35 protein-coding genes are annotated in these 21,944 nt (G+C 34.2%); 34 read left to right on the forward strand and 1 reads right to left on the reverse strand.

The window, feature by feature from the left end; genetic code table 11:
• Window positions 1-44: 44 nt before the first annotated feature.
• On the reverse strand, window positions 45-2,303 hold the full coding sequence (locus IF125_RS01680) for an inorganic phosphate transporter (RefSeq protein WP_225541308.1): 2,259 nt from the start codon (window positions 2,301-2,303) through the stop codon (window positions 45-47).
• A 218-nt stretch (window positions 2,304-2,521) separates the two neighbouring features.
• Between IF125_RS01680 and rpsL the strand changes: the two genes are divergently transcribed.
• From rpsL to IF125_RS01850, 34 genes are all read left to right on the forward strand, one after another.
• Complete coding sequence (rpsL, locus tag IF125_RS01685) at window positions 2,522-2,905, forward strand: 30S ribosomal protein S12 (protein ID WP_019974211.1); 384 nt, start codon at window positions 2,522-2,524, stop codon at window positions 2,903-2,905.
• 12 nt (window positions 2,906-2,917) lie between these two features.
• Complete coding sequence (gene rpsG / locus IF125_RS01690; protein WP_019974210.1) at window positions 2,918-3,394, forward strand: 30S ribosomal protein S7; 477 nt, start codon at window positions 2,918-2,920, stop codon at window positions 3,392-3,394.
• Between the two features lie 6 nt (window positions 3,395-3,400).
• The gene (gene fusA / locus IF125_RS01695; RefSeq protein WP_225541309.1) at window positions 3,401-5,524 is read left to right on the forward strand and encodes an elongation factor G; all 2,124 of its coding nucleotides are present in this window, start codon (window positions 3,401-3,403) and stop codon (window positions 5,522-5,524) included.
• Window positions 5,525-5,534: 10 nt separating this feature from the next.
• Window positions 5,535-5,840 carry a 30S ribosomal protein S10 gene (gene rpsJ / locus IF125_RS01700; RefSeq protein WP_019974208.1) on the forward strand — a complete coding sequence of 102 codons (306 nt, stop codon included), beginning with the start codon at window positions 5,535-5,537 and terminating at the stop codon, window positions 5,838-5,840.
• 250 nt (window positions 5,841-6,090) lie between these two features.
• Window positions 6,091-6,720, forward strand: a complete 630-nt coding sequence (rplC, locus tag IF125_RS01705; protein ID WP_026357390.1) for a 50S ribosomal protein L3 — start codon at window positions 6,091-6,093, stop codon at window positions 6,718-6,720.
• The gene (gene rplD / locus IF125_RS01710) at window positions 6,711-7,340 is read left to right on the forward strand and encodes a 50S ribosomal protein L4 (RefSeq protein ID WP_171623139.1); all 630 of its coding nucleotides are present in this window, start codon (window positions 6,711-6,713) and stop codon (window positions 7,338-7,340) included. The genes rplC and rplD overlap by 10 nt, the downstream gene beginning before the upstream one ends.
• A 10-nt stretch (window positions 7,341-7,350) precedes the next feature.
• The gene (gene rplW, locus IF125_RS01715) at window positions 7,351-7,635 is read left to right on the forward strand and encodes a 50S ribosomal protein L23 (RefSeq protein WP_038335466.1); all 285 of its coding nucleotides are present in this window, start codon (window positions 7,351-7,353) and stop codon (window positions 7,633-7,635) included.
• Window positions 7,636-7,650: 15 nt separating this feature from the next.
• A complete protein-coding gene (gene rplB, locus IF125_RS01720; protein ID WP_225541310.1) occupies window positions 7,651-8,475 on the forward strand; it encodes a 50S ribosomal protein L2 in 825 nt (274 codons plus the stop codon).
• A 3-nt stretch (window positions 8,476-8,478) separates the two neighbouring features.
• Window positions 8,479-8,757 carry a 30S ribosomal protein S19 gene (gene rpsS, locus IF125_RS01725; protein ID WP_171623142.1) on the forward strand — a complete coding sequence of 93 codons (279 nt, stop codon included), beginning with the start codon at window positions 8,479-8,481 and terminating at the stop codon, window positions 8,755-8,757.
• A 9-nt stretch (window positions 8,758-8,766) separates the two neighbouring features.
• On the forward strand, window positions 8,767-9,183 hold the full coding sequence (rplV, locus tag IF125_RS01730; protein WP_171623143.1) for a 50S ribosomal protein L22: 417 nt from the start codon (window positions 8,767-8,769) through the stop codon (window positions 9,181-9,183).
• 5 nt (window positions 9,184-9,188) lie between these two features.
• Window positions 9,189-9,911 carry a 30S ribosomal protein S3 gene (gene rpsC, locus IF125_RS01735; protein WP_019974200.1) on the forward strand — a complete coding sequence of 241 codons (723 nt, stop codon included), beginning with the start codon at window positions 9,189-9,191 and terminating at the stop codon, window positions 9,909-9,911.
• A 36-nt stretch (window positions 9,912-9,947) separates the two neighbouring features.
• Window positions 9,948-10,367, forward strand: coding sequence for a 50S ribosomal protein L16 (gene rplP, locus IF125_RS01740; RefSeq protein WP_171623144.1), 420 nt, complete (start codon window positions 9,948-9,950; stop codon window positions 10,365-10,367).
• Between the two features lie 22 nt (window positions 10,368-10,389).
• A complete protein-coding gene (rpmC, locus tag IF125_RS01745; protein WP_038335494.1) occupies window positions 10,390-10,578 on the forward strand; it encodes a 50S ribosomal protein L29 in 189 nt (62 codons plus the stop codon).
• A 16-nt stretch (window positions 10,579-10,594) separates the two neighbouring features.
• Window positions 10,595-10,849, forward strand: coding sequence for a 30S ribosomal protein S17 (gene rpsQ / locus IF125_RS01750; protein WP_171623145.1), 255 nt, complete (start codon window positions 10,595-10,597; stop codon window positions 10,847-10,849).
• A gap of 8 nt (window positions 10,850-10,857) precedes the next feature.
• Entirely contained in the window at window positions 10,858-11,226 is a 369-nt protein-coding gene (gene rplN / locus IF125_RS01755) for a 50S ribosomal protein L14 (protein WP_171623146.1), read from the forward strand.
• Between the two features lie 9 nt (window positions 11,227-11,235).
• Window positions 11,236-11,550 (forward strand): 50S ribosomal protein L24, encoded by a 315-nt coding sequence (gene rplX / locus IF125_RS01760; protein WP_171623147.1) that lies wholly within the window; start codon window positions 11,236-11,238, stop codon window positions 11,548-11,550.
• 2 nt (window positions 11,551-11,552) lie between these two features.
• On the forward strand, window positions 11,553-12,116 hold the full coding sequence (gene rplE / locus IF125_RS01765) for a 50S ribosomal protein L5 (RefSeq protein WP_188319624.1): 564 nt from the start codon (window positions 11,553-11,555) through the stop codon (window positions 12,114-12,116).
• 6 nt (window positions 12,117-12,122) lie between these two features.
• A complete protein-coding gene (rpsN, locus tag IF125_RS01770) occupies window positions 12,123-12,392 on the forward strand; it encodes a 30S ribosomal protein S14 (protein WP_135835265.1) in 270 nt (89 codons plus the stop codon).
• Window positions 12,393-12,656: 264 nt separating this feature from the next.
• On the forward strand, window positions 12,657-13,058 hold the full coding sequence (rpsH, locus tag IF125_RS01775; protein ID WP_135835489.1) for a 30S ribosomal protein S8: 402 nt from the start codon (window positions 12,657-12,659) through the stop codon (window positions 13,056-13,058).
• A 22-nt stretch (window positions 13,059-13,080) separates the two neighbouring features.
• Window positions 13,081-13,626, forward strand: a complete 546-nt coding sequence (rplF, locus tag IF125_RS01780) for a 50S ribosomal protein L6 (RefSeq protein ID WP_171623149.1) — start codon at window positions 13,081-13,083, stop codon at window positions 13,624-13,626.
• A gap of 13 nt (window positions 13,627-13,639) precedes the next feature.
• Complete coding sequence (rplR, locus tag IF125_RS01785; protein WP_114999013.1) at window positions 13,640-13,993, forward strand: 50S ribosomal protein L18; 354 nt, start codon at window positions 13,640-13,642, stop codon at window positions 13,991-13,993.
• A gap of 16 nt (window positions 13,994-14,009) precedes the next feature.
• A complete protein-coding gene (gene rpsE, locus IF125_RS01790) occupies window positions 14,010-14,531 on the forward strand; it encodes a 30S ribosomal protein S5 (protein WP_171623150.1) in 522 nt (173 codons plus the stop codon).
• Window positions 14,532-14,542: 11 nt separating this feature from the next.
• Window positions 14,543-14,722 carry a 50S ribosomal protein L30 gene (gene rpmD / locus IF125_RS01795; protein WP_135835261.1) on the forward strand — a complete coding sequence of 60 codons (180 nt, stop codon included), beginning with the start codon at window positions 14,543-14,545 and terminating at the stop codon, window positions 14,720-14,722.
• A 29-nt stretch (window positions 14,723-14,751) separates the two neighbouring features.
• Window positions 14,752-15,207: a 50S ribosomal protein L15 gene (gene rplO / locus IF125_RS01800; RefSeq protein WP_171623151.1), complete on the forward strand. Its 456-nt coding sequence runs from the start codon at window positions 14,752-14,754 to the stop codon at window positions 15,205-15,207.
• Between the two features lie 15 nt (window positions 15,208-15,222).
• A complete protein-coding gene (gene secY, locus IF125_RS01805) occupies window positions 15,223-16,593 on the forward strand; it encodes a preprotein translocase subunit SecY (RefSeq protein ID WP_171623152.1) in 1,371 nt (456 codons plus the stop codon).
• Between the two features lie 22 nt (window positions 16,594-16,615).
• Window positions 16,616-16,831, forward strand: a complete 216-nt coding sequence (gene infA, locus IF125_RS01810; RefSeq protein WP_171623153.1) for a translation initiation factor IF-1 — start codon at window positions 16,616-16,618, stop codon at window positions 16,829-16,831.
• A gap of 75 nt (window positions 16,832-16,906) precedes the next feature.
• Window positions 16,907-17,023: a type B 50S ribosomal protein L36 gene (gene ykgO / locus IF125_RS01815; protein ID WP_013598490.1), complete on the forward strand. Its 117-nt coding sequence runs from the start codon at window positions 16,907-16,909 to the stop codon at window positions 17,021-17,023.
• 12 nt (window positions 17,024-17,035) lie between these two features.
• Window positions 17,036-17,413 carry a 30S ribosomal protein S13 gene (gene rpsM, locus IF125_RS01820; protein WP_038335547.1) on the forward strand — a complete coding sequence of 126 codons (378 nt, stop codon included), beginning with the start codon at window positions 17,036-17,038 and terminating at the stop codon, window positions 17,411-17,413.
• Window positions 17,414-17,424: 11 nt separating this feature from the next.
• Window positions 17,425-17,814 carry a 30S ribosomal protein S11 gene (rpsK, locus tag IF125_RS01825; RefSeq protein WP_019974178.1) on the forward strand — a complete coding sequence of 130 codons (390 nt, stop codon included), beginning with the start codon at window positions 17,425-17,427 and terminating at the stop codon, window positions 17,812-17,814.
• A 47-nt stretch (window positions 17,815-17,861) separates the two neighbouring features.
• On the forward strand, window positions 17,862-18,464 hold the full coding sequence (rpsD, locus tag IF125_RS01830) for a 30S ribosomal protein S4 (RefSeq protein ID WP_171623154.1): 603 nt from the start codon (window positions 17,862-17,864) through the stop codon (window positions 18,462-18,464).
• A gap of 22 nt (window positions 18,465-18,486) precedes the next feature.
• Window positions 18,487-19,479 (forward strand): DNA-directed RNA polymerase subunit alpha, encoded by a 993-nt coding sequence (locus IF125_RS01835; protein WP_171623155.1) that lies wholly within the window; start codon window positions 18,487-18,489, stop codon window positions 19,477-19,479.
• Window positions 19,480-19,491: 12 nt separating this feature from the next.
• Entirely contained in the window at window positions 19,492-19,965 is a 474-nt protein-coding gene (gene rplQ, locus IF125_RS01840) for a 50S ribosomal protein L17 (protein WP_171623156.1), read from the forward strand.
• Between the two features lie 99 nt (window positions 19,966-20,064).
• The gene (locus tag IF125_RS01845) at window positions 20,065-20,712 is read left to right on the forward strand and encodes a porin family protein (RefSeq protein ID WP_225541311.1); all 648 of its coding nucleotides are present in this window, start codon (window positions 20,065-20,067) and stop codon (window positions 20,710-20,712) included.
• Between the two features lie 164 nt (window positions 20,713-20,876).
• A complete protein-coding gene (locus tag IF125_RS01850) occupies window positions 20,877-21,944 on the forward strand; it encodes a DUF6263 family protein (RefSeq protein ID WP_225541312.1) in 1,068 nt (355 codons plus the stop codon).

Raw genomic sequence — 21,944 nt, forward strand, 5'->3', positions numbered from 1 at the left:
GTTAAGTTAATGTAAAATTAATATGGTTTAAATCATTTAACTTATTAGTCATTAATTTGTTTGTCAATATCGATATATAAACGAACTATTTTTTCGATTCTGTCAACCGTATATTCTACTTCTGTAAGGATAGTGAAATATAATGTCGAACTTTTTTGACTGACGTTTTCTTGTTGTATGCGTTCAATTTGATTATTCAATGCAATCGAAATTTTATTGTCAATCGATTGGCGCAAATTATCAAATGATTCCAATTCATTCAAATTGTTATTCGCAAAACTCTTAGAAGTATGATTTAATAATTTTTTGTACTCAATATTAATTGATTTTAAATCAATTAATTGTTCTTCGTTTAACTTACGATGATTGTTATAGATATAGGTATGAATGGATGTGTTGATAAAATTGATACTCGTCGTGATATTTTGTAAATAGCCAAAAGATTGCACGAATACTTTACACGAGTTAATATTTTCTCTATCCATATCACGCAAAATACGATAGAAATTAGATTTTAATTCTTCGATAGAACTGATTAATTTCTTGATTTTCTTTTTATTTTCTGCTGCGTGCGTTAGGTTTTCAAATTCGATTCCGCGAATACTTAATTCAAAACTATATGCTGATTTTGATAAAGCTTTGCTGATCTGTTTTTTGTTTTTCGTAAAGATTTTTTGAATAGAATCAATATCTTCTTCTGTAAAACTGATCATAATTTCCTCTTTTTCCTTCTTCTTTTTCTTGTAGCTTTGATTTGATTTGAATAAGATAAATCCTAATAACAAAATCATTCCGATAATACCGTACGCTTGTCCAAAGAACATAATTACGGCAACAATAGCAGCCATTGTGAATGCAGAAATACCAGTTAAAAACCATCCTCCAATAACGTTGAATACTCCTGCTACACGGAAAACAGCACTATCTCTATCCCATGCACGGTCTGCAAATGATGAACCCATTGCAACCATAAAAGTAACGTAAGTTGTAGATAAAGGTAACTTCATCGATGTTCCGATCGAAATTAAGATTGAAGCGACAATTAAATTGATTGAAGCACGAATCATATCAAAAGCTTCTTCATCAGTTGTTTGATCTTTGATAGAAAGATTTTTTTTCGGATTTTCGAAACGTTTGTCTACTTTTAATTGCAATGATTTAGGTAAAATTTTATCAATCAAACCTCCTAATATAATTACAGCTCGAACAATTCCACGTGATAAGAAGTTAGGTCTAAATTTTTCTTCTCCGTCGTTTTGTTTACTTAAATTAAGTTCTGTTTCAATTACATTTCGTGCTTTCTTCGATGTCCAAAGTGTTACAATCATGATAAGACCTGCAATTACTAAATAGTAGGGCGGAGCAACAATATCATTATTTGCTAAATCTCCCATCATAAATCCTGTTGGATCTGTAACGCCAGAGGCTGTGAAAATATCGTAAGACTGAATAGCGGCAATTGGTACACCAATAAAGTTAACCAAATCATTTCCAGCAAAAGCTAAAGCTAATGCGAATGTCCCGATAAGGATAATGATTCGTAAAATATTGACTTTAAAGTAGATTAAAATTTGTGAAACAATTGTCCATAAAACAAAATTAATTCCGATCAATAAAATTTGATTAGCTGAAATCCAACTTTTAATATCTCCACTTAAGAAGGTTAAGTTTTTAGCTCCTTTGATTAATAAGAAAAATGAAATTGCTGTAATTGCAATTCCTCCAAAAATTCCTCCATATTTTTTGATGCGAGCTTCTGAGTTGAATGTAAAGATTAAACGTGTGATGTATTGTATAATCGAACCTAATAAGAAAGATAAAAAGACAGAAAGTATAATGCTAAAAACAATTTCAGATGCTTTTTCTGTATTGATATAATTAAGTATTGTAATGAATGAGTCGTCATTTGTAATAACTTTTATTAAAGCTAAGCAGGTTGCAGCGCCTAATAATTCGAAGATAATAGAAACGGTTGTTGAAGTAGGAAAACCAATGTAGTTAAATAAATCTAAAAGAATAACATCGGCAATCATCACTGCTAAGAAAATAATCATTACATCATAAAATGTAAACATGGAGGGAGTGAAAATCCCACTTCGGGCAATTTCCATCATTCCACTTGAAAAAACTGCACCAATCAGTAAACCGAATGATGCGATTATCATAATTGTTCTAAAACTTGCAGCTTTAGATCCTATCGCTGAATTTAAAAAATTAACAGCATCATTACTAACTCCTACCATAATGTCTAAAATGGCTAATAGAACGACTGTGACAAGGATAATGATAAATATGAGTTCCATGAAAATGTTTTAAAAATACATAAAGTGCAAAATTCTATGTTTTATTTATATTTAATGTTAATTAATTGTTACTAATGTAAATTTAACTCTAAATGTTTTTTTAAAAGTATCAAAATCAATAGAAAAAAACGAAATATATTTTGTTTTTGAAAAATTAATTGTAGATTTGCATGCCCAAAAAATGGGTTTAATCCAAATTTAAAAGGAAATTTATTAGTATGCCAACAATTCAACAATTAGTTAGAAAAGGTAGAAAAAAACTAACCAAGAAGAGTAAATCGGCTGCATTGGAATCATGTCCACAACGCCGCGGTGTTTGTACACGTGTTTACACTACAACTCCTAAGAAACCTAACTCAGCAATGCGTAAAGTTGCTCGTGTTAGATTAACAAACGGGAAAGAAGTTAACGCGTACATCGGTGGTGAAGGTCATAATCTTCAAGAGCACTCGATAGTATTGGTTAGAGGAGGTAGAGTTAAAGATTTACCAGGTGTGCGTTACCACATTGTACGTGGAGCGTTAGATACTGCGGGAGTAAACGGACGTACTCAACGTAGAAGTAAGTATGGAGCGAAACGTCCTAAAGATGCTAAAAAATAAATTTAAGGTAAGATGAGAAAGACAAGAGCTAAAAAAAGACCTTTACTTCCGGATCCTAAATTTAATGATCAGTTAGTAACTCGTTTCGTAAACAACTTAATGTACGACGGAAAAAAATCTGTAGCATTCAAAATCTTTTATGATGCGTTAGAAATCGTAGATTCTCGCAAAGAAGATGCTGAAAAAACTTCATTAGACATTTGGAAAGAAGCATTATCTAATGTAATGCCTCACGTAGAAGTACGTTCTCGCCGTGTTGGTGGAGCTACATTCCAAATTCCAATGGAAATTCGCCCAGATCGTAAAATTTCAACAGCAATGAAATGGTTAATCAAATATTCTCGTAATAGAAACGAGAAATCGATGGCTCAAAAATTAGCTGGAGAAATTATTGCAGCTGCTAAAGAAGAAGGATCTGCCGTTAAAAAACGTCAAGATACTCACAAAATGGCAGAAGCTAACAAAGCATTCTCTCACTTTAGATTCTAATACACGATGGCAAGAGATTTAAAATACACAAGAAATATTGGTATTGCTGCGCACATCGATGCAGGAAAAACTACAACAACAGAACGTATCTTATTCTATTCAGGTAAGAATCACAAATTAGGAGAAACTCACGAAGGATCTGCTACAACTGACTGGATGGAACAAGAGGCAGAAAGAGGTATTACAATTACTTCTGCAGCTGTTACAGTTGATTGGACATTCCCAACAGAACAAGGTAAACCATTACCAGACGCTAAAGGGTACCACTTTAATATTATCGACACTCCTGGTCACGTTGACTTTACAGTAGAGGTAAACCGTTCTTTGCGCGTTTTAGACGGTTTAGTTTTCTTATTTTCAGCAGTAGATGGAGTTGAACCTCAGTCTGAAACAAACTGGCGTTTAGCAGATAACTACAAAGTTCCTCGTTTAGGTTTCGTTAACAAAATGGACCGTCAAGGAGCTGACTTCTTAAATGTTTGTCGTCAAGTACGTGAAATGTTAGGGTCAAATGCTGTTCCTATCGTTTTACCAATCGGTGACGAAGCAGATTTTAAAGGAGTTGTAGATTTAATTAAAAACCGTGCAATTGTATGGCATGATGAGAATCATGGTTCTACATTTGATGTTGTTGAAATCCCAGCTGATATGGTTGACGATGTAAGACAATTCCGTGGTCAATTAATCGAAGAAATTGCTGCATACGATGAGAACTTATTAGAAAAGTATATGGAGGACGAAAACTCTATTACTGAAGAAGAAGTTCACACTGCATTACGTGCTGCAACATTAGATATGTCTATCATCCCAATGACTTGTGGATCTTCGTTCAAAAACAAAGGTGTACAGTTCATGTTAGATGCTGTTTGTCGTTACTTACCATCTCCGATGGACAAAGAAGCGATTCCAGGGACAGATCCAAAAACAGATGAGGAAATCTCTAGAAAACCATCTGTAGATGAGCCGTTCTCAGCATTAGCATTTAAAATTGCTACTGACCCATTCGTAGGTCGTTTAGCTTTCTTCCGTGCTTATTCTGGACACTTAGATGCGGGTTCATACGTGTTAAATACTCGTTCTGGTAATAAAGAACGTATTTCTCGTATCTTCCAAATGCACGCTCAAAAACAAGAGCCAATCGAATACATCGAAGCTGGTGACATTGGAGCTGCAGTAGGATTCAAAGATATCAAAACAGGAGATACTTTATGTGATGAAAAAGCACCTATCGTATTAGAGTCTATGGACTTCCCAGATCCAGTAATTGGTATCGCAGTTGAGCCTAAAACAAAAGCAGACGTTGATAAATTAGGTATGGCTTTAGCTAAATTAGCTGAAGAAGACCCAACATTCCAAGTAAAAACTGATGAGGCTTCAGGTCAAACAGTTATTTCTGGTATGGGTGAGTTACACTTAGACATCATCGTTGACCGTTTAAAACGTGAATTCAAAGTAGAGGTTAACCAAGGTGAGCCTCAAGTAGAGTACAAAGAATCATTCTCAAGACCAGCAGATCACCGTGAAGTTTACAAAAAACAATCTGGTGGACGTGGTAAATTTGCTGATATCGTTTTCACAATGGGACCAGCAGATGAAGGTAAAACAGGTTTAGAATTCGTTTCTGAGATTAAAGGTGGTAACGTTCCAAAAGAATTTATCCCTTCTATTGAAAAAGGTTTCAAAGCTGCAATGAAGAATGGGCCTTTAGCAGGATTCGAAATGGATTCGTTAAAAGTTACTTTAAAAGATGGATCTTTCCACCCTGTGGATTCTGACCAATTATCTTTCGAGTTAGCTGCTCAAATGGGTTACAAAGCTGCTGCTAAAGCTGCAGGTGCTCAAATTTTAGAGCCTATCATGAAGTTAGAGGTTTTAACTCCAGAAGAAAACATGGGTGACATCGTTGGTGACTTGAACAGAAGACGTGGACAAGTTTCTGGTATGGATGATAGAAATAACGCAAAAGTTATTAAAGCTATGGTTCCATTAGCAGAAATGTTCGGATACGTAACATCATTACGTACATTATCTTCTGGTCGTGCTACATCGACTATGGAATTCGATCACTATGCTCCAGCGCCAACAAACGTGGCTGAAGCTGTAATCGCTAAAGCAAAAGGTAACGCTTAATTCAAGAAAAATGAGTCAAAAAATTAGAATAAAATTAAAATCTTACGATTATTCTTTAGTTGATAAATCAGCTGAAAAAATCGTAAAAACTGTTAAAGCGACAGGAGCTGTTGTGAATGGTCCTATTCCATTACCAACTCACAAAAGAATCTTTACAGTTTTAAGATCTCCACACGTAAACAAAAAATCTCGTGAGCAATTTCAATTATCAGCTCACAAAAGATTATTAGACATCTATTCATCTTCATCTAAAACAGTTGATGCTTTGATGAAATTAGAATTACCTAGTGGTGTTGAAGTAGAAATTAAAGTGTAGTTAAACAACGCTTTAAATAAATATAAGCCTCGAGACGTGCACATCTCGAGGCTTTTTTGTAAGATATATTTGGAATCAGTTTTTAACATTGTTTTTCTCGGTTTGTAATCTTTTGAAAAATAATTAATTGAAAGTTTGTGGTTTACAAAATAATTCTTACATTTGCATGCTAATTTTAGAGAAGATCTCTAGTGTTCGAAAGTGCACATTCTCTAAAATAATAAACAAATTATTAACATATTTTAATCAAATGTCAGGTATCATTGGTAAAAAAATCGCGATGACTAGCTTATTTGATGAGAACGGGAAAAATATTCCTGTGACTATCGTAGAAGCTGGGCCATGTGTGGTTACTCAAGTCAGAACCGTAGAGAAAGATGGGTACGTTGCTGCTCAACTTGGTTTCGATGACGCAAAAGAAAAAAACACGACTAATGCTTTAAAAGGTCACTTTAAAAAAGCAGGAACTACTCCAAAACGTAAGTTAGTTGAGTTTTACGGTGAAGAATTCGTAAACTCTTTAACATTAGGAGGAGAAGTTAACGTTGAGTTATTCAACGAAGGAGAATTTGTAAGTGTTACAGGTACTTCAAAAGGAAAAGGTTTCCAAGGTGTAGTTAAACGTCATGGTTTCGGTGGAGTAGGTCAAGCTACACACGGTCAACATAACCGTTTAAGAGCTCCAGGTTCTATCGGTGCTGGTTCAGATCCATCTCGTGTATTCAAAGGAATGCGTATGGCTGGAAGAATGGGTGGTAAACAAGTTACTGTTCAGAACTTAAAAGTACTTAAAGTGGATACTGAGAAAAATCTTTTAATTGTTAAAGGTGCTATCCCAGGTCCTAAAAATTCATACGTAATCGTTAGAAGATGGAAGTAGTAGTATTAAACATCAAAGGTCAAGAAACTGGAAGAACAGTATCTTTAGACGAGGCAGTTTTCGGAATTGAGCCTTCTACACACACAGTGTACTTAGAAGTTAAGCAATATTTAGCAGCTCAACGCCAAGGAACTCACAAAGCAAAAGAAAGAGCTGAGATTGCGGGATCTACTCGTAAAATCAAAAAACAAAAAGGAACTGGTACAGCTCGTGCAGGTTCTATTAAATCTCCAGTGTTTAGAGGAGGAGGAAGAATTTTTGGGCCACGTCCAAGAAACTATTCTTTCAAATTAAATAAAGCACAAAAGAGATTAGCTAAAAAATCTGTGTTATCACAAAAATTAGCTGAGAACGAAATCAAAGTTGTTGAGAACTTCTCATTTGAAGCTCCAAAAACGAAAGAGTTCAAAACAGTTTTAGCTGATTTAGGATTAGAGAACACAAAATCTTTATTCGTATTAGGAGAGTCTAATAACAATGTATATTTATCTTCTCGTAACTTGCAAAAAGTTAAAGTTGTTACAACTGAGGAATTAAATGTATTTGATTTAATCAATGCTTCTCAAATCGTATTTTTAGAAGGTTCTTTAGCAACAGTTCAAGAAAATTTAACAAAATAAGACGAAGAAAATGGGAATCATAATTAAACCAGTAATTTCAGAAAAAGCTACAAATAACAGTGAGTTATTAGGGCAATATTCGTTTTATGTAGACACAAAAGCTAACAAAATTCAAATCAAAGAAGCTGTAGAAAAAACGTACGGTGTATCTGTGGTTTCTGTTAGTACTTTAGTTTCTGCTCCAAAAGTGAAAACTCGTTACACAAAAACAGGTTTTCAAACTGGAAAAACAAATAAGTTGAAAAAAGCGATCGTTAGCTTAGCTGAAGGTCAAGAAATAGAGTTGTTCGGATAATTTAAGAATTAAAAAATGTCAGTAAGAAAATTAAAACCTATCACCCCGGGACAACGTTTTAGAGTGGTTAATGAATTTGCGGCAGTAGACAAAGGTGCTAAGCCAGAAAAGACATTAGTTGAAGGAAAATCTAAATCGGGTGGACGTAACAACACTGGTAAAATGACAATGCGTTATATCGGTGGTGGACACAAACAAAAATATCGTATCATCGACTTCAAACGTGATAAAGAAGGTGCTGCAACTGTAGAATCTGTACAGTACGATCCAAACAGAACTGCATTCATCGCTTTATTATCTTATGAAGATGGTGAAAAACGTTACATTATTGCTCAAAATGGTTTGAAAGCTGGACAAGTAATTGTTTCAGGAGATAACGTAGAACCAGAAGTAGGTAATGCTATGAAGCTTAAAAACATCCCATTAGGTACAGTAATCTCTTGTATTGAGTTACGTCCAGGGCAAGGAGCGGTTATGGCAAGAAGTGCAGGTACTTATGCTCAATTAGTTGCGCGTGATGGTAAATATGCTATCGTTAAGTTACCAAGTGGTGAATCAAGAATGATTTTAGTGGAGTGTAAAGCAACAGTAGGTGTTGTTTCTAACACAGATCATCAGTTAGAAGTTTCTGGTAAAGCAGGACGTTCAAGATGGCAAGGTCGTCGTCCAAGAACTCGTGCAATGGTTATGAACCCAGTTGATCACCCAATGGGTGGTGGTGAAGGTCGTGCGACAGGAGGTATTCCTCGTTCTCGTAACGGTATTCCAGCTAAAGGTTACAAAACTCGTGACAAAAAGAAAGCGTCTAACAAATATATTGTTGAAAGAAGAAAAAAATAATTTATGGCACGTTCATTAAAAAAAGGACCATTCATCCACTATAAATTAGAAAAGAAAGTTTTAGCTAACGTAGAAGCGGGTAGCAAAAACGTGATCAAAACATGGTCAAGAGCATCTATGATTTCTCCTGATTTTGTTGGTCAAACTATCGCAGTACACAACGGGAAACAATTTATCCCAGTTTATGTAACTGAGAATATGGTAGGTCATAAATTAGGTGAGTTCGCTCCTACACGTACTTTTAGAGGTCATGCCGGAGCTAAAAACAAAGGAAAAAAATAGTAGAAGGCCATGGGATCTAGAAAAAGATTAAGTAACGAAAAAATCAAAGAAGCTAACAAGCAGTTGGCTTTTGCGAAATTAAATAATGTTCCTACTTCTCCTCGTAAGATGAGATTAGTAGTAGATATTATCCGTGGAGTTGAAATTCAAAAAGCTTTAGGTATTTTAAAATATACTAAAAACCACGCTTCAATCCGTTTAGAAAAATTGTTATTAAGCGCTATCGCTAACTGGCAAATCAAAAACGAAGGAGCTGATGTAGAAGAAGCTGGATTATATGTAAAAGAAATCTCTGTTGACAGTGCACGTCAATTAAAAAGAATTCGTACTGCTCCTCAAGGTAGAGCACATAGAATCAGAAAACGTTCAAACCATGTGACTTTGGTTTTAGGAACTAAAGAAGATAAACAAAAAGTACAAGATTAATAGATATGGGACAAAAAACTAATCCAATCGGAAATCGTTTAGGAATCATCAGAGGATGGGATTCTAACTGGTACGGTGGAAATGATTACGGTGATAAAATTGCAGAAGATGCAAAAATTCGTACTTATTTAAGAGCGCGTTTATCTAAAGCCGGTGTTTCTCGTATTTATATTGATCGTACTTTAAAATTAGTTACAGTTACAGTAACTACTGCTCGTCCAGGTATCATCATTGGTAAAGGTGGACAAGAAGTTGACAAATTAAAAGAAGAGTTAAAGAAAATCACTGGTAAAGAGGTTCAAATTAACATCTTCGAAATTAAGAGACCAGAATTAGATGCAATCTTAGTAGGTGATAGTATCGCTCGTCAAATTGAAAATCGTATTTCTTACCGTCGTGCAATCAAAATGGCTATTCAATCTGCAATGAGAATGAACGCTGAAGGAATTAAAGTTCAAATCTCTGGTCGTTTAAACGGTGCAGAGATGGCACGTTCTGAAACTTATAAAGACGGACGTATTCCTTTGTCTACATTCCGTGCAGACATTGATTACCACATTTCAGAAGCTCATACAACTTACGGTCGATTAGGGATCAAAGTATGGATCATGAAAGGTGAGGTATATGGTAAGAGAGAATTATCTCCATTAGTTGGTTTACAGAAAAAACAAAAAAAATCTGATAACAACAGAAAAGGAGGTGAGAGATCTAATAATAGAAAGCGATAATTTAGTTTAACAACTAACATAAAGAATTAAGTAGATATGTTATCACCGAGAAGAGTAAAGTTTAGAAAAACCCAAAAAGGTAAGATGAAAGGTGTTTCTCACAGAGGAACTCAATTAGCTTACGGAACTTTCGGGATCAAATCTTTAGACGAAGCGTTTATTACAGCACGTCAAATCGAGGCAGCTCGTATTGCTGCAACTCGTTTCATGAAGAGAGAGGGTCAATTATGGATTAAAATATTTCCAGATAAACCAATTACTAAGAAACCAGCAGAGGTACGTATGGGGAAAGGTAAAGGTGCACCAGAATATTGGGTAGCTCCTGTACAACCAGGTCGTATCTTATTCGAAGTAGGAGGTGTGCCAGTAGAGGTTGCATCTGAAGCATTGCGTTTAGCAGCTCAGAAGTTACCTGTTAAGACTAAGTTTATCGTTGCACGTGATTTCCAAAATTAATAATTTCAAAAATTAAGAAAAAATGAAAGCAGCAGATATTAGAAATCTAAGTGTAGAGGAGTTACAAGCTAAAATAGCTGAAGAACAAGCGAACTACGATCAATTGAAATTGACGAACGCTGTTTCTCCTGTAGCAAATCCAATCGGTATTAGAGACTTACGCAGAACAATTGCTCGTTTGAATACCGTGTTAAACGAAAAACAATCATAACAGTAATCTGTAACTGATGGAAAGAAAATTAAGAAAAGAAAGAGTAGGTTTAGTTACATCTAACAAAATGGAAAAAACCATTGTTGTAGCTGAAACGAAGAAACAAAAGCACCCATTTTATGGGAAATTCGTTTTAAAAACGAAGAAATATACAGCGCACGACGAATCTAACGAATGTAACGAAGGTGACACAGTGCGTATCATGGAAACTCGTCCTTTGTCTAAAAACAAGAGATGGAGATTAGTAGAAATCATTGAAAGAGCTAAATAATATAAGTTATGTTACAACAAGAATCTAGATTAAAAGTTGCAGATAACACAGGAGCTCGTGAAGCATTAGTAATCCGCGTTTTAGGTGGTACTAAAAAAAGATACGCATCAGTAGGTGACAAAATCGTAGTTGCAATCAAGGAAGCTACACCTGCAGGAAACGTTAAAAAAGGTGCTGTATCAAAAGCTGTTGTAGTTAGAACTAAAAAAGAAGTTCGTAGAAAAGACGGTTCATATATCCGTTTCGACGATAATGCATGTGTATTATTGAACACTCAAGGAGAAATGCGTGGAACTCGTGTATTCGGTCCAGTTGCTCGTGAGTTACGTGATAAAGAATATATGAAAATTGTATCATTAGCCCCAGAGGTATTATAATAGAACAACATGGCAAAGTTAAAAATTAAAAAAGGAGACAAAGTAGTCGTATTATCAGGTTCTTCAAAAGGACAAACTGGTACTGTGTTACGCGTATTCCCTGACAAAGCTAAAGCTATCGTTGAAGGGGTTAATATTGCAAAAAAACGTGTAAAGCCAAGCGCACAAAATCCACAAGGTGGAGTTGTTGAAAAAGAAGCTCAAATCTATTTATGTAAATTGGCTTTAGTAGATCCTGAAACTGGAAAAGCAACGAAAGTAGCAATAAAAGAAGAAGGAGGTAAAAAAGTAAGAATTGCTAAAAAATCTGGTAAAGCTATTTAAGAATGAGTACAACAACATACACACCTCGTCCGCAGGTTAAATATAAAGAAGAGATTGTAGCTGCTCTTAAAGAAGAGTTCGGGTACAAATCTATTATGCAAGTTCCTAAATTAGAGAAAATTGTATTATCTCAAGGTTTAGGTGCTGCTACAGCTGACAAAAAAATCGTTGATTACGCTATCGAAGAGTTAGAATTAATCACAGGTCAAAAAGCAGTAGGAACAATTTCTAAGAAAGACGAAGCAGCTTTCAAATTACGTAAAGGAATGCCAATTGGTGCTCGTGTAACTTTACGTGGTGAGAAAATGTACGAATTCTTAGATCGTTTAGTATCTGCAGCTTTACCTCGTGTACGTGATTTTAACGGTATTTCTTCTACAGGTTTCGACGGTAGAGGTAACTATAACTTAGGTATCAAAGAGCAAATTATCTTCCCAGAAATTAATATTGATAAAATCAAGAAAATTCAAGGTTTAGATATTACCTTTGTAACTTCAGCGAATACAGATAAAGAAGCGAAAGCTTTATTAGCTAAATTCGGATTACCATTTACAAAAGAAAAATAAGAAGTCATGGCTAAAGAATCAATGAAAGCGCGTGAGCGCAAAAGACAAGCATTAGTTGCTAAGTATGCTGCGAAACGTCAAGCTTTATTAGAAGCTGGTGACTACGAAGCATTACAAAAATTACCTAAAAACGCTTCTCCTGTACGTTTACACAACCGTTGTAAATTAACAGGTCGTCCAAAAGGATACATGAGAACTTTCGGGATCTCTCGTGTTACATTCCGTGAAATGGCAAACGAAGGGTTAATCCCAGGTGTTAAAAAAGCATCTTGGTAATCTACCAAACGCTTTAGAAATATTAAATCCTTACTCTTTTATTGAGTAAGGATTTTTTTTTAATCAATTCCTTTATAAGAAATATTTTTAATAACACTATAACAAGGTTTCGCTTATGCCTTAATGGATTAAAAATAAATTATTGAGATAAATAGTTTGTAATTAAAAAATATGCAATATATTTGCAACCCAAATGCATAGTGCATTTTGGTGAAACTTTAATTTTAAAAGTAGTGCAACAGCGCTATACTATAGAATTATATTATGTATACAGACCCAATTTCAGATTTTCTAACACGCGTTAGAAATGCAATGATGGCAGGACACAAAGTAGTGGAAATCCCTGCATCTAAAATTAAAAAAGAGATCACTAAGATCTTATTTGAACAAGGTTACATCTTGAACTACAAATTCGAAGGACAAGACAAACCTCAAGGAACAATCAAAATCGCTTTAAAGTACGACAAAGTAACTAAAGAGCCAGCTATCCGTAAAATAAAAAGAGCATCTACTCCAGGTTTACGTCAATACGCAGGATCTAAAGAATTACCTCGTGTTTTAAACGGATTAGGTGTTGCTATTATTTCAACTTCTAAAGGAGTTATGACAGATAAACAAGCTCGTCAAGAGAATGTAGGTGGTGAAGTTTTATGTTTTGTTTATTAATCTTTTAAAAAATTAAGAAATTATGTCAAGAATAGGACACGCACATATCAACATTCCTGCAGCAGCGACTGTTGAATTTAAAGATAACGTAGTTACGGTTAAAGGTAACAACATTACAATGACAAGAGAGTTAAACGAAGGATTTGATGTAACTATCGAAGACGGAGTTTTAACTGTAGTTCGTCCAAATGATTCTAAAGATAACAAAGCTTTACATGGTTTGTACCGTGCATTAATCAATAACATGATTATCGGTGTTACTGAAGGTTTCAAAAAACAATTAGAATTAGTTGGGGTTGGGTATAGAGCTTCTAACCAAGGACAAAAATTAGATTTGTCATTAGGTTTCTCTCACAACATCATTATCGAATTACCAACAGAAGTTAAAGTTGAAACTTTAACAGAGAAAGGTAAAAGCCCTATTATTACATTATCATCACATGATAATCAATTATTAGGAATGGTTGTAGCTAAAATCCGTTCTTACCGTAAGCCAGAGCCTTACAAAGGAAAAGGAATTAAGTTCGTAGGAGAAATTATTAGAAGAAAAGCAGGTAAATCTGCATAAAAATCATTGAAAAATGGCATTATCTAAAGTAGAAAAAAGACAAAAAATAAAAAGACGCGTGCGTCGAAATATTTTTGGAACAGAAACTAAACCTCGTTTGTCAGTTTACCGTTCTAACAAAGAAATTTACGCTCAAATTATTGACGATAACAATGGAGTAACTTTAGCTTCTGCATCATCTCGTGAAAAAGGTGTTGCTGTAGAAGGTACAAAATCTGAAGTTTCTGTATCAGTTGGTAAAGCTTTAGCTGCAAAAGCTATCGCAAAAGGAATTGAAACTGTCGTTTTTGATCGTAACGGTTTCGTGTATCATGGTAGAATCAAAGCTTTAGCAGACGGTGCTAGAGAAGGTGGATTAAAATTCTAAAAAAGAGAAAGAAATTATGTTAGGATTTAAAAACGTAGAAAGAGTAAAACCAACAGGTTTAGATTTAAAAGATCGTTTAGTTGGAGTACAACGTGTTACTAAAGTAACAAAAGGAGGTAGAGCATTTGGTTTCTCAGCAATCGTAGTAGTAGGTGACGGAAACGGAGTAGTAGGTTACGGATTAGGGAAATCTAAAGACGTAGCATCTGCAATCGCTAAAGCTATCGAAGATGCTAAGAAAAACTTAGTACGTATCCCATTATTTAACAATACAATTCCTCACGCTCAAGAAGCTCGTTTCGGTGGTGCACAAGTATTCATCCGTCCAGCAGCAAAAGGTACAGGAGTAATTGCAGGTGGTACAGTACGTGCGGTATTAGAATCAGTTGGTGTACATGATGTATTATCAAAATCAAAAGGTTCTTCTAACCCTCACAATGCAGTAAAAGCTACATTCAGCGCTTTATTAAGCTTACGTTCTGTAGAAACTATTGCACGTCAAAGAGGTATTTCTGTAACTAAAGTGTTCAACGGATAAAAAAAAGTAAAATGAGCAAAGTAAGAGTAAAACAAACACGTAGTGCAATCAACCGTGATAAATCTCAAAAAGCTACATTAGTTGCTTTAGGTTTAAGAAAGTTGAATCAAGTAGTAGAGCACGAATCAACTCCTCAAATCGAAGGAATGATTCGTAAAATCTCACACTTAGTAGTAGTAGAAAGAGCTTAATCGCTTTAACCTTTTAAAAATTATTAAAAATGAATTTAAGTAATTTAAAACCAGCTGCTGGTTCAGTACAAAATAAATTCCGTAAAGGTAGAGGTGAAGGTAGTGGAAACGGTTTGACTGCAGGTCGTGGACACAAAGGTGCTAAATCTCGTTCTGGTTATTCAAGAAAAATCGGTTTCGAGGGTGGGCAAATGCCTTTACAAAGACGTTTACCTAAATTTGGTTTCACAAACATCAACCGTGTTGAGTACACTGGAATCAATTTAGACACAATTCAACAATTAGTTGACAACAATAAAATTACAGATACTTTAAACAAAGAAACATTAGTAGAATTAGGTTTAGCTCACAAAAATGACTTAGTGAAAATTTTAGGTCGTGGAGAGTTGAAAGCTGCTGTTAATGTAACTGCTGATAAATTCTCTCAATCAGCTCAAGAAGCTATTGAGAAAGCAGGAGGTAAAGTAGAATTAGTTAACGCTTAAGAATATATTTTATAGATGAAAGGGTTTATACAGACCATAAAAAATATCTGGAGCATAAAAGAATTGAAGGATAAGTTACTTGTAACTATCCTTCTATTGTTGGTTTATAGATTCGGTTCTCATATTCCACTTCCAGGTGTCGATATTAACGAGGTTAATCGTTTTGTTGCAGACCAAACAAATGCAAATTCAGGAATTTTAGGATTATTAAACTCTTTTACCGGAGGTTCTTTTAGTAGAGCTTCCGTATTTGCGTTAGGGATTATGCCTTATATCTCTGCTTCAATTGTTGTACAATTGATGGGATTAGCAGTACCTTACATCCAAAAACTACAAAAAGAAGGAGAAAGTGGAAGAAATAAAGTAAATCAAATTACAAGGTGGTTAACGATAGGTATATGTTTAGTACAAGCACCAGCATATTTAACGTTAATTACTTCTCAGATTTTACCTTACGATCCAGCTTCGTCATACGCTATTTATGTTATTCCTCCAACAAATTTTTGGTTCTGGTTTCCTTCAACAATCATTTTGATTACGGGGACAGTCTTTGCCATGTGGATGGGAGAAAAAATTACAGACAAAGGTATAGGTAACGGTATTTCAATCTTAATTATGATTGGTATCTTAGCCGATTTACCTAAAGCAGTTTTCAATGCATTTGAAGTTGACGATTCAAATGGTATTTTCTTCTTGATAGAAATGGTAGGGTTAATCCTAGTTATTGCAATGTGTATTATGATTGTTGCAGCTGTGCGTAAAGTACCTGTGCAATATGTAAGAAGAGCGCAAACTTCTAGTAGTTCTTATATGAGATCTGTTACAGATTCTGTACGTTCTTATATTCCTCTAAAAGTAAATGCGGCAGGTGTAATGCCTATTATTTTTGCGCAAGCAATTATGTTTTTACCAGGAACATTAGCAAGTTATTTCTTAGACGAAGGAAGTGCCGTGAAAGCATTTTTTGCAAAAATGGCTGATCCATTTACATGGGAATACAATCTAATCTTCGGATTATTAATTATTATCTTCACATATTTCTATACTGCGATTACAATCCCAGTAAACCAAATGGCTGAAGATCTAAAACGTAACGGAGGAATCATCCCTGGAATCCGTCCTGGAAAAGAAACTGCAAATTATTTAGACGAAATTTTATCAAAAATTACGTTACCTGGAGCAATTTTACTAACTTTGCTTGCTGTTTTGCCAGCGATTGTAAAATTATTAGGTGTAGAACAAAGCTTTGCAATGTTCTTTGGAGGTACATCAATGTTAATTATGGTGGGCGTTATCTTAGATACTGTACAACAAATTAATACATATTTATTAAATCACCGTTACGATGGTTTAATGTCTTCAGGTAGAACTTCAAGAGATATCTAATAAGATTTTATTAAAAAGATTTATGGCTAAACAAAAACATATTGAACAAGACGGTACGATTACAGAAGCATTATCTAATGCAATGTTTCGTGTCGAATTAGAAAATGGGCATGTTGTAACATGTAACATATCTGGTAAAATGCGAATGCACTATATTAAATTATTACCAGGTGATAGAGTTAAAATAGAGATGTCTCCTTACGATTTATCAAAAGGTAGAATATCTTATAGATACTAAAAGAAATAATAACGACTGGTGATAGAGTTAATGTAAATACGTTAACTCTATCGGATTATAAATAAATTTACAAAGATGAAAATTAGAGCATCCATTAAAAAGAGAAGTGCTGACTGTAAAATTGTGCGTCGTAAAGGACGTTTGTATGTGATCAACAAAAAGAATCCTAAGTTTAAACAAAGACAAGGTTAATTATTTAGAATTATGGCAAGAATTTCAGGTGTAGATTTACCTAAAAATAAAAGAGGGGTAATCGGACTTACATACATTTACGGGATCGGAAGAAGCAGTGCTTCTAAAATCTTAGCTGAGAACAATATCTCAGAAGATACTAAAGTTAGCGAATGGACTGATGAAGAAATCAACGCAATCCGTGCATCGATCAATGAAACTTTCAAAGTTGAAGGTGAATTAAGATCAGAAATCCAATTAAACATCAAACGTTTAATGGATATAGGATGTCAGAGAGGTATTCGTCACAGATTAGGTTTACCATTACGTGGTCAAAGAACAAAAAATAACTCACGTACAAGAAAAGGTAAAAAGAAAACAGTTGCTAACAAGAAAAAAGCCACTAAATAATAAATAGGATCATGGCAAAAAATCAGAAAGTAGTAAAGAAAAGAAAAGTAGTTATTGAAGCTACTGGACAAGCTCATATTCAAGCATCGTTTAACAACGTTATCGTTACATTAACGAACAAAAACGGTGAAGTTATCTCTTGGTCTTCAGCAGGTAAAATGGGATTCCGTGGATCTAAAAAGAACACGCCTTACGCTGCTCAAGTAGCTGCTCAAGATGCAACAACAGTTGCATACGAAGCAGGATTAAGAAGAGTTAAAGTATTCGTGAAAGGACCAGGTCAAGGTCGTGAATCTGCTATTAGAACAATTCATAACGGTGGTATCGAGGTTTCTGAAATCGTTGATGTTACTCCATTACCACATAATGGATGTCGTCCACCTAAAAAGAGAAGAGTTTAATCATTTTTCTCAATTTAATTATTTAATATATTTAATAGTAACAAATCATGGCAAGATATACAGGACCAAAAACTAAAATTGCAAGAAAATTTGGAGCACCAATTTTCGGAGACGATAAATCTTTTGAGAAAAAGAAATATCCTCCAGGGCAACACGGACCTAACAAAAGAAGAGCTAAAAAATCAGAATACGCTATTCAGTTAACTGAAAAACAAAAAGCGAAATATACTTACGGTATCTTAGAAAAACAATTTGCTAACTTGTACAAAAAAGCAAATGCTTCTAAAGGAATTACAGGTGAAGTATTATTACAATTATGTGAATCTCGTTTAGACAACGTAGTATACCGTTTAGGTATTGCAAACTCACGTAGTGCTGCACGTCAATTAGTATCGCACAAACACGTAACTGTAAACGGAGAAATCGTGAACATCCCATCTTATCAATTGAAAGCTGGTGACGTTATCGCTGTTAGAGAAAAATCTAAATCTTTAACTGCAATCACAAACTCTTTACACGCACGTAGCGAGTACGATTGGTTAGTTTGGAATGATGAGCAAAAAGCTGGTACTTTTACAAAAGCTCCAGAAAGAGTTCAAATCCCAGAAGATATCAAAGAGCAATTAATCGTCGAGTTATATTCTAAATAAACCTTAAAATCAGACTAATAAAATGACTATTTTAAATTTCATCAAACCTGACAAAGTAATCTTAGTAGAGTCTGACTCGCAATTCGGACAATTTGAGTTCCGTCCATTAGAGCCAGGATACGGGATTACAGTTGGAAATGCTCTACGTAGAGTTTTACTTTCTTCTTTGGAAGGATATGCCATCACTTCGATCAAAATTGAAGGTGTTGAGCACGAATTTTCAACTATTCCAGGAGTAGTGGAAGATGTTACAGAGATCATTTTAAATCTGAAAAAGGTTCGTTTTAAGAAACAAATTGATGAATCAGATGCTGAAACTGTAACTGCTACTATCTCAGGGCAAGATCAATTAACAGCAGGTGATTTAGGGAAATTTATTTCTGGATTCCAAGTTTTAAACCCTGAATTAGTAATCGCTAACTTAGACGCTAAAGTTAATGTAACTATTACATTTACAATCGAAAAAGGTAGAGGATACGTACCAGCTGATGAGAATAAAAAGGCTTCTGCGCCAATCGGGACTATAGCAATTGATTCTATTTACACTCCTATTAAGAATGTAAAATACGCAATTGAAAACTATCGTGTAGAACAAAAAACAGATTACGAAAAATTAGTTTTCGAAATTACTACAGATGGATCTATAACACCTCAAGATGCTTTAACTGAAGCAGCTAAAATCTTAATTCACCACTTTATGTTGTTCTCAGATGAGAGAATTACATTAGAAGCGGAAGAAGTTGCATCTGGTGAAACTTACGATGAAGAAGCGTTACATATGCGCCAATTATTGAAAACAAAATTGGTAGATATGGATTTATCAGTAAGAGCATTAAATTGTTTAAAAGCAGCTGAAGTTGAAACATTAGGCGAATTAGTTTCTTTCGCTAAGTCTGACTTAATGAAATTCAGAAACTTTGGTAAGAAATCTCTTACAGAGTTAGAAGAATTGGTGGACAGCAAAGGTCTTAACTTTGGAATGGACATCGTAAAATATAAGTTAGACGTAGAATAATTTTATTAAAAAATGAGACACGGAAAAAAATTTAACCATTTAGGTAGAACTGCCTCTCATAGAAGAGCTTTATTATCTAATCTAGCTATAGCGTTGATTACTCACAAGAGAATCAACACAACAGTAGCAAAGGCGAAAGCATTACAAACATATGTTGAGCCTTTATTGACAAAGTCTAAAACAGACGATACGAACAACCGTCGCGTTGTATTTTCATACTTACAAGATAAAGAAGCTGTAACTGAATTATTCAGAACTGTAGCTCCTAAAATTGCTAATCGCCCAGGAGGATACACTCGTATCATCAAAACTGGTTTCCGTTTAGGTGATGGTGCTGATACAGCAATGATCGAGTTAGTAGATTTCAATGATATCTACACTAACACGAAAGTTGAAAAGAAAGCAACTACACGTCGTAGTAGAAAAAGTACGAAAACAGAAGAAGCTGCTCCAGCTGCTGAAACTGAAAGTACAGAAGAAGCATAATCTATTCGATTATAATATGAAAAGCCTCCCAAATTGGGAGGCTTTTTTTATATGGAAGATTAAAAAAATAAGTATATTTTTACTTTAAAATATTATTGTATGAAACAAATCTATACTTTATTAACTTTTTTAAGTTTTATTACTATTTCTCAAGCACAGACTACATTAGGAATGCGATTAGGAGCTAATTTGTCGAATGTTAATTTTTCGGACGATAATGATTTAATAGATTCCAAATTCAAATTTGGTCCTACAGTTGGAGTATATTTTAATATACCAGTTAATAAATCAGTTGCTATTCAACCAGAACTTTTATATTCTTCTCAAGGTTTCAAAACCAAAGAGACTATTCATCTTGATGGTTTAACTTATGAATCGGAAGGTAAATTTAAAACAGATTATATAACTTTACCAGTTCTTGCAAAGTATAAAATAGAAAACGGAATGACGTTCGAAGTTGGTCCTCAACTTTCTTATTTTTATTTAGGAAAATATACACGTCAAATAGATATCAGAAATAACCAAGGAATTATAGAAATAATTTCTGATAATATAGATTTGAAAAATGATACAGATGATTTTAAAGATTTAGATTTCTCTATTGTAGGTGGAATTGGTTATGATTTTAAGTTTGGTGCTTCTATTAATGTACGTTATACGTACGGAATTACAAATTTCAACAAAGCTGATGATTTAAAATCACGAAACAACTATTTTAGTTTGTCAGTTGCAGTACCATTTAATTAAATAAAGAAAAGTCATTCAGTTGAATGGCTTTTTTGTTTTTAAATAGAAAATACTGTAAATATTTATGTATGATAGTTTTAGAATCTTAATGTTAAAAAATCAACTAAAATCCTTATTTTTGGATTGATTTTGGCAATAAACCAATTATCACATATAAATTTGATATGAAAAAATTACTATTCATGATGGCTGTCGCAATGGCAGTAGTTTCATGCAAAAAAGAGGATAAAGTCGTAGGTAAAGATAAAGATGGTAAAGAATTAATTGTAAATGAAAAAGGTGATACCGTTACCAAAGCAGAAACAACAGATTCTTTGGTAGTCGAATCACCTGTAGTTGCAGAAGTTGTAGCTATAGCAAAAGGTGCTGATGACAAATATGCATACAAATATAATTTAGAGATCGGAAAAACGTATCCGATGACATTAGGTATTAAAACAACACATTCAGCTACTGACGGGAAGCAATCTCAGAAAATGTCAAGCGAAAGTAAAAAACAGATTGATTATACCGTAAAAGATTTTAAAAATGGTGTATATACATTAGAAGTAAAATCAAAACAGTATAGCGAAAAAATGACTGATCCATCTGGAAAATCAATTTCGTATGATACAAATGCTGCAAAACCTGCAAATAAAGATATTGCCGTTTCTTGGTCAATCTATAAAGCGATGACGGGAAAAACGTATACAATGAAAGTTGATGAGAAAGGAAAAGTTGTAAGTGTTGATGGATTAGAATCTATCAAAACGTCAATTCTTAATTCTGTAAAATCGCAAGTAAATGCAGAAGAATTTAAATTCTTTACGCAAGTCATCAATAATTCATTAAACAAAGAAGCGATTTCATCTCAATTTGAGGAAACGATGAATATTTTTCCGAATAAAACATTGGCTTTAAAAGAATCTTGGAGTGATAGCCAAAAAATTGATCAAGGTCCAATGAAAGGAAATATTTCGATGAAAAGAACTTTAGCAAGTGTAGAACCTACAAATACGACAATTACGGTGAATGGAACACAGAGTTTGAAAGGTAATGAGTCACAAGAAGGTGTTACAATGTCAGCGAATAGTAGTGCGAATGTCGATGGGAAAATTTTGTTGGACACTAAATCTGGTTGGATCAACAAAGTTAATTTAACGAAAAAGGAAACATTAAAACGTACAGTAGAAGCACAAGGTCAAAAACAAACAATGACGGAATCGGTTACTACTGTCACAACAGTCAACTAA

This window comes from Empedobacter stercoris, assembly GCF_020281205.1.
Classification (GTDB): Bacteria; Bacteroidota; Bacteroidia; order Flavobacteriales; family Weeksellaceae; genus Empedobacter; species Empedobacter stercoris.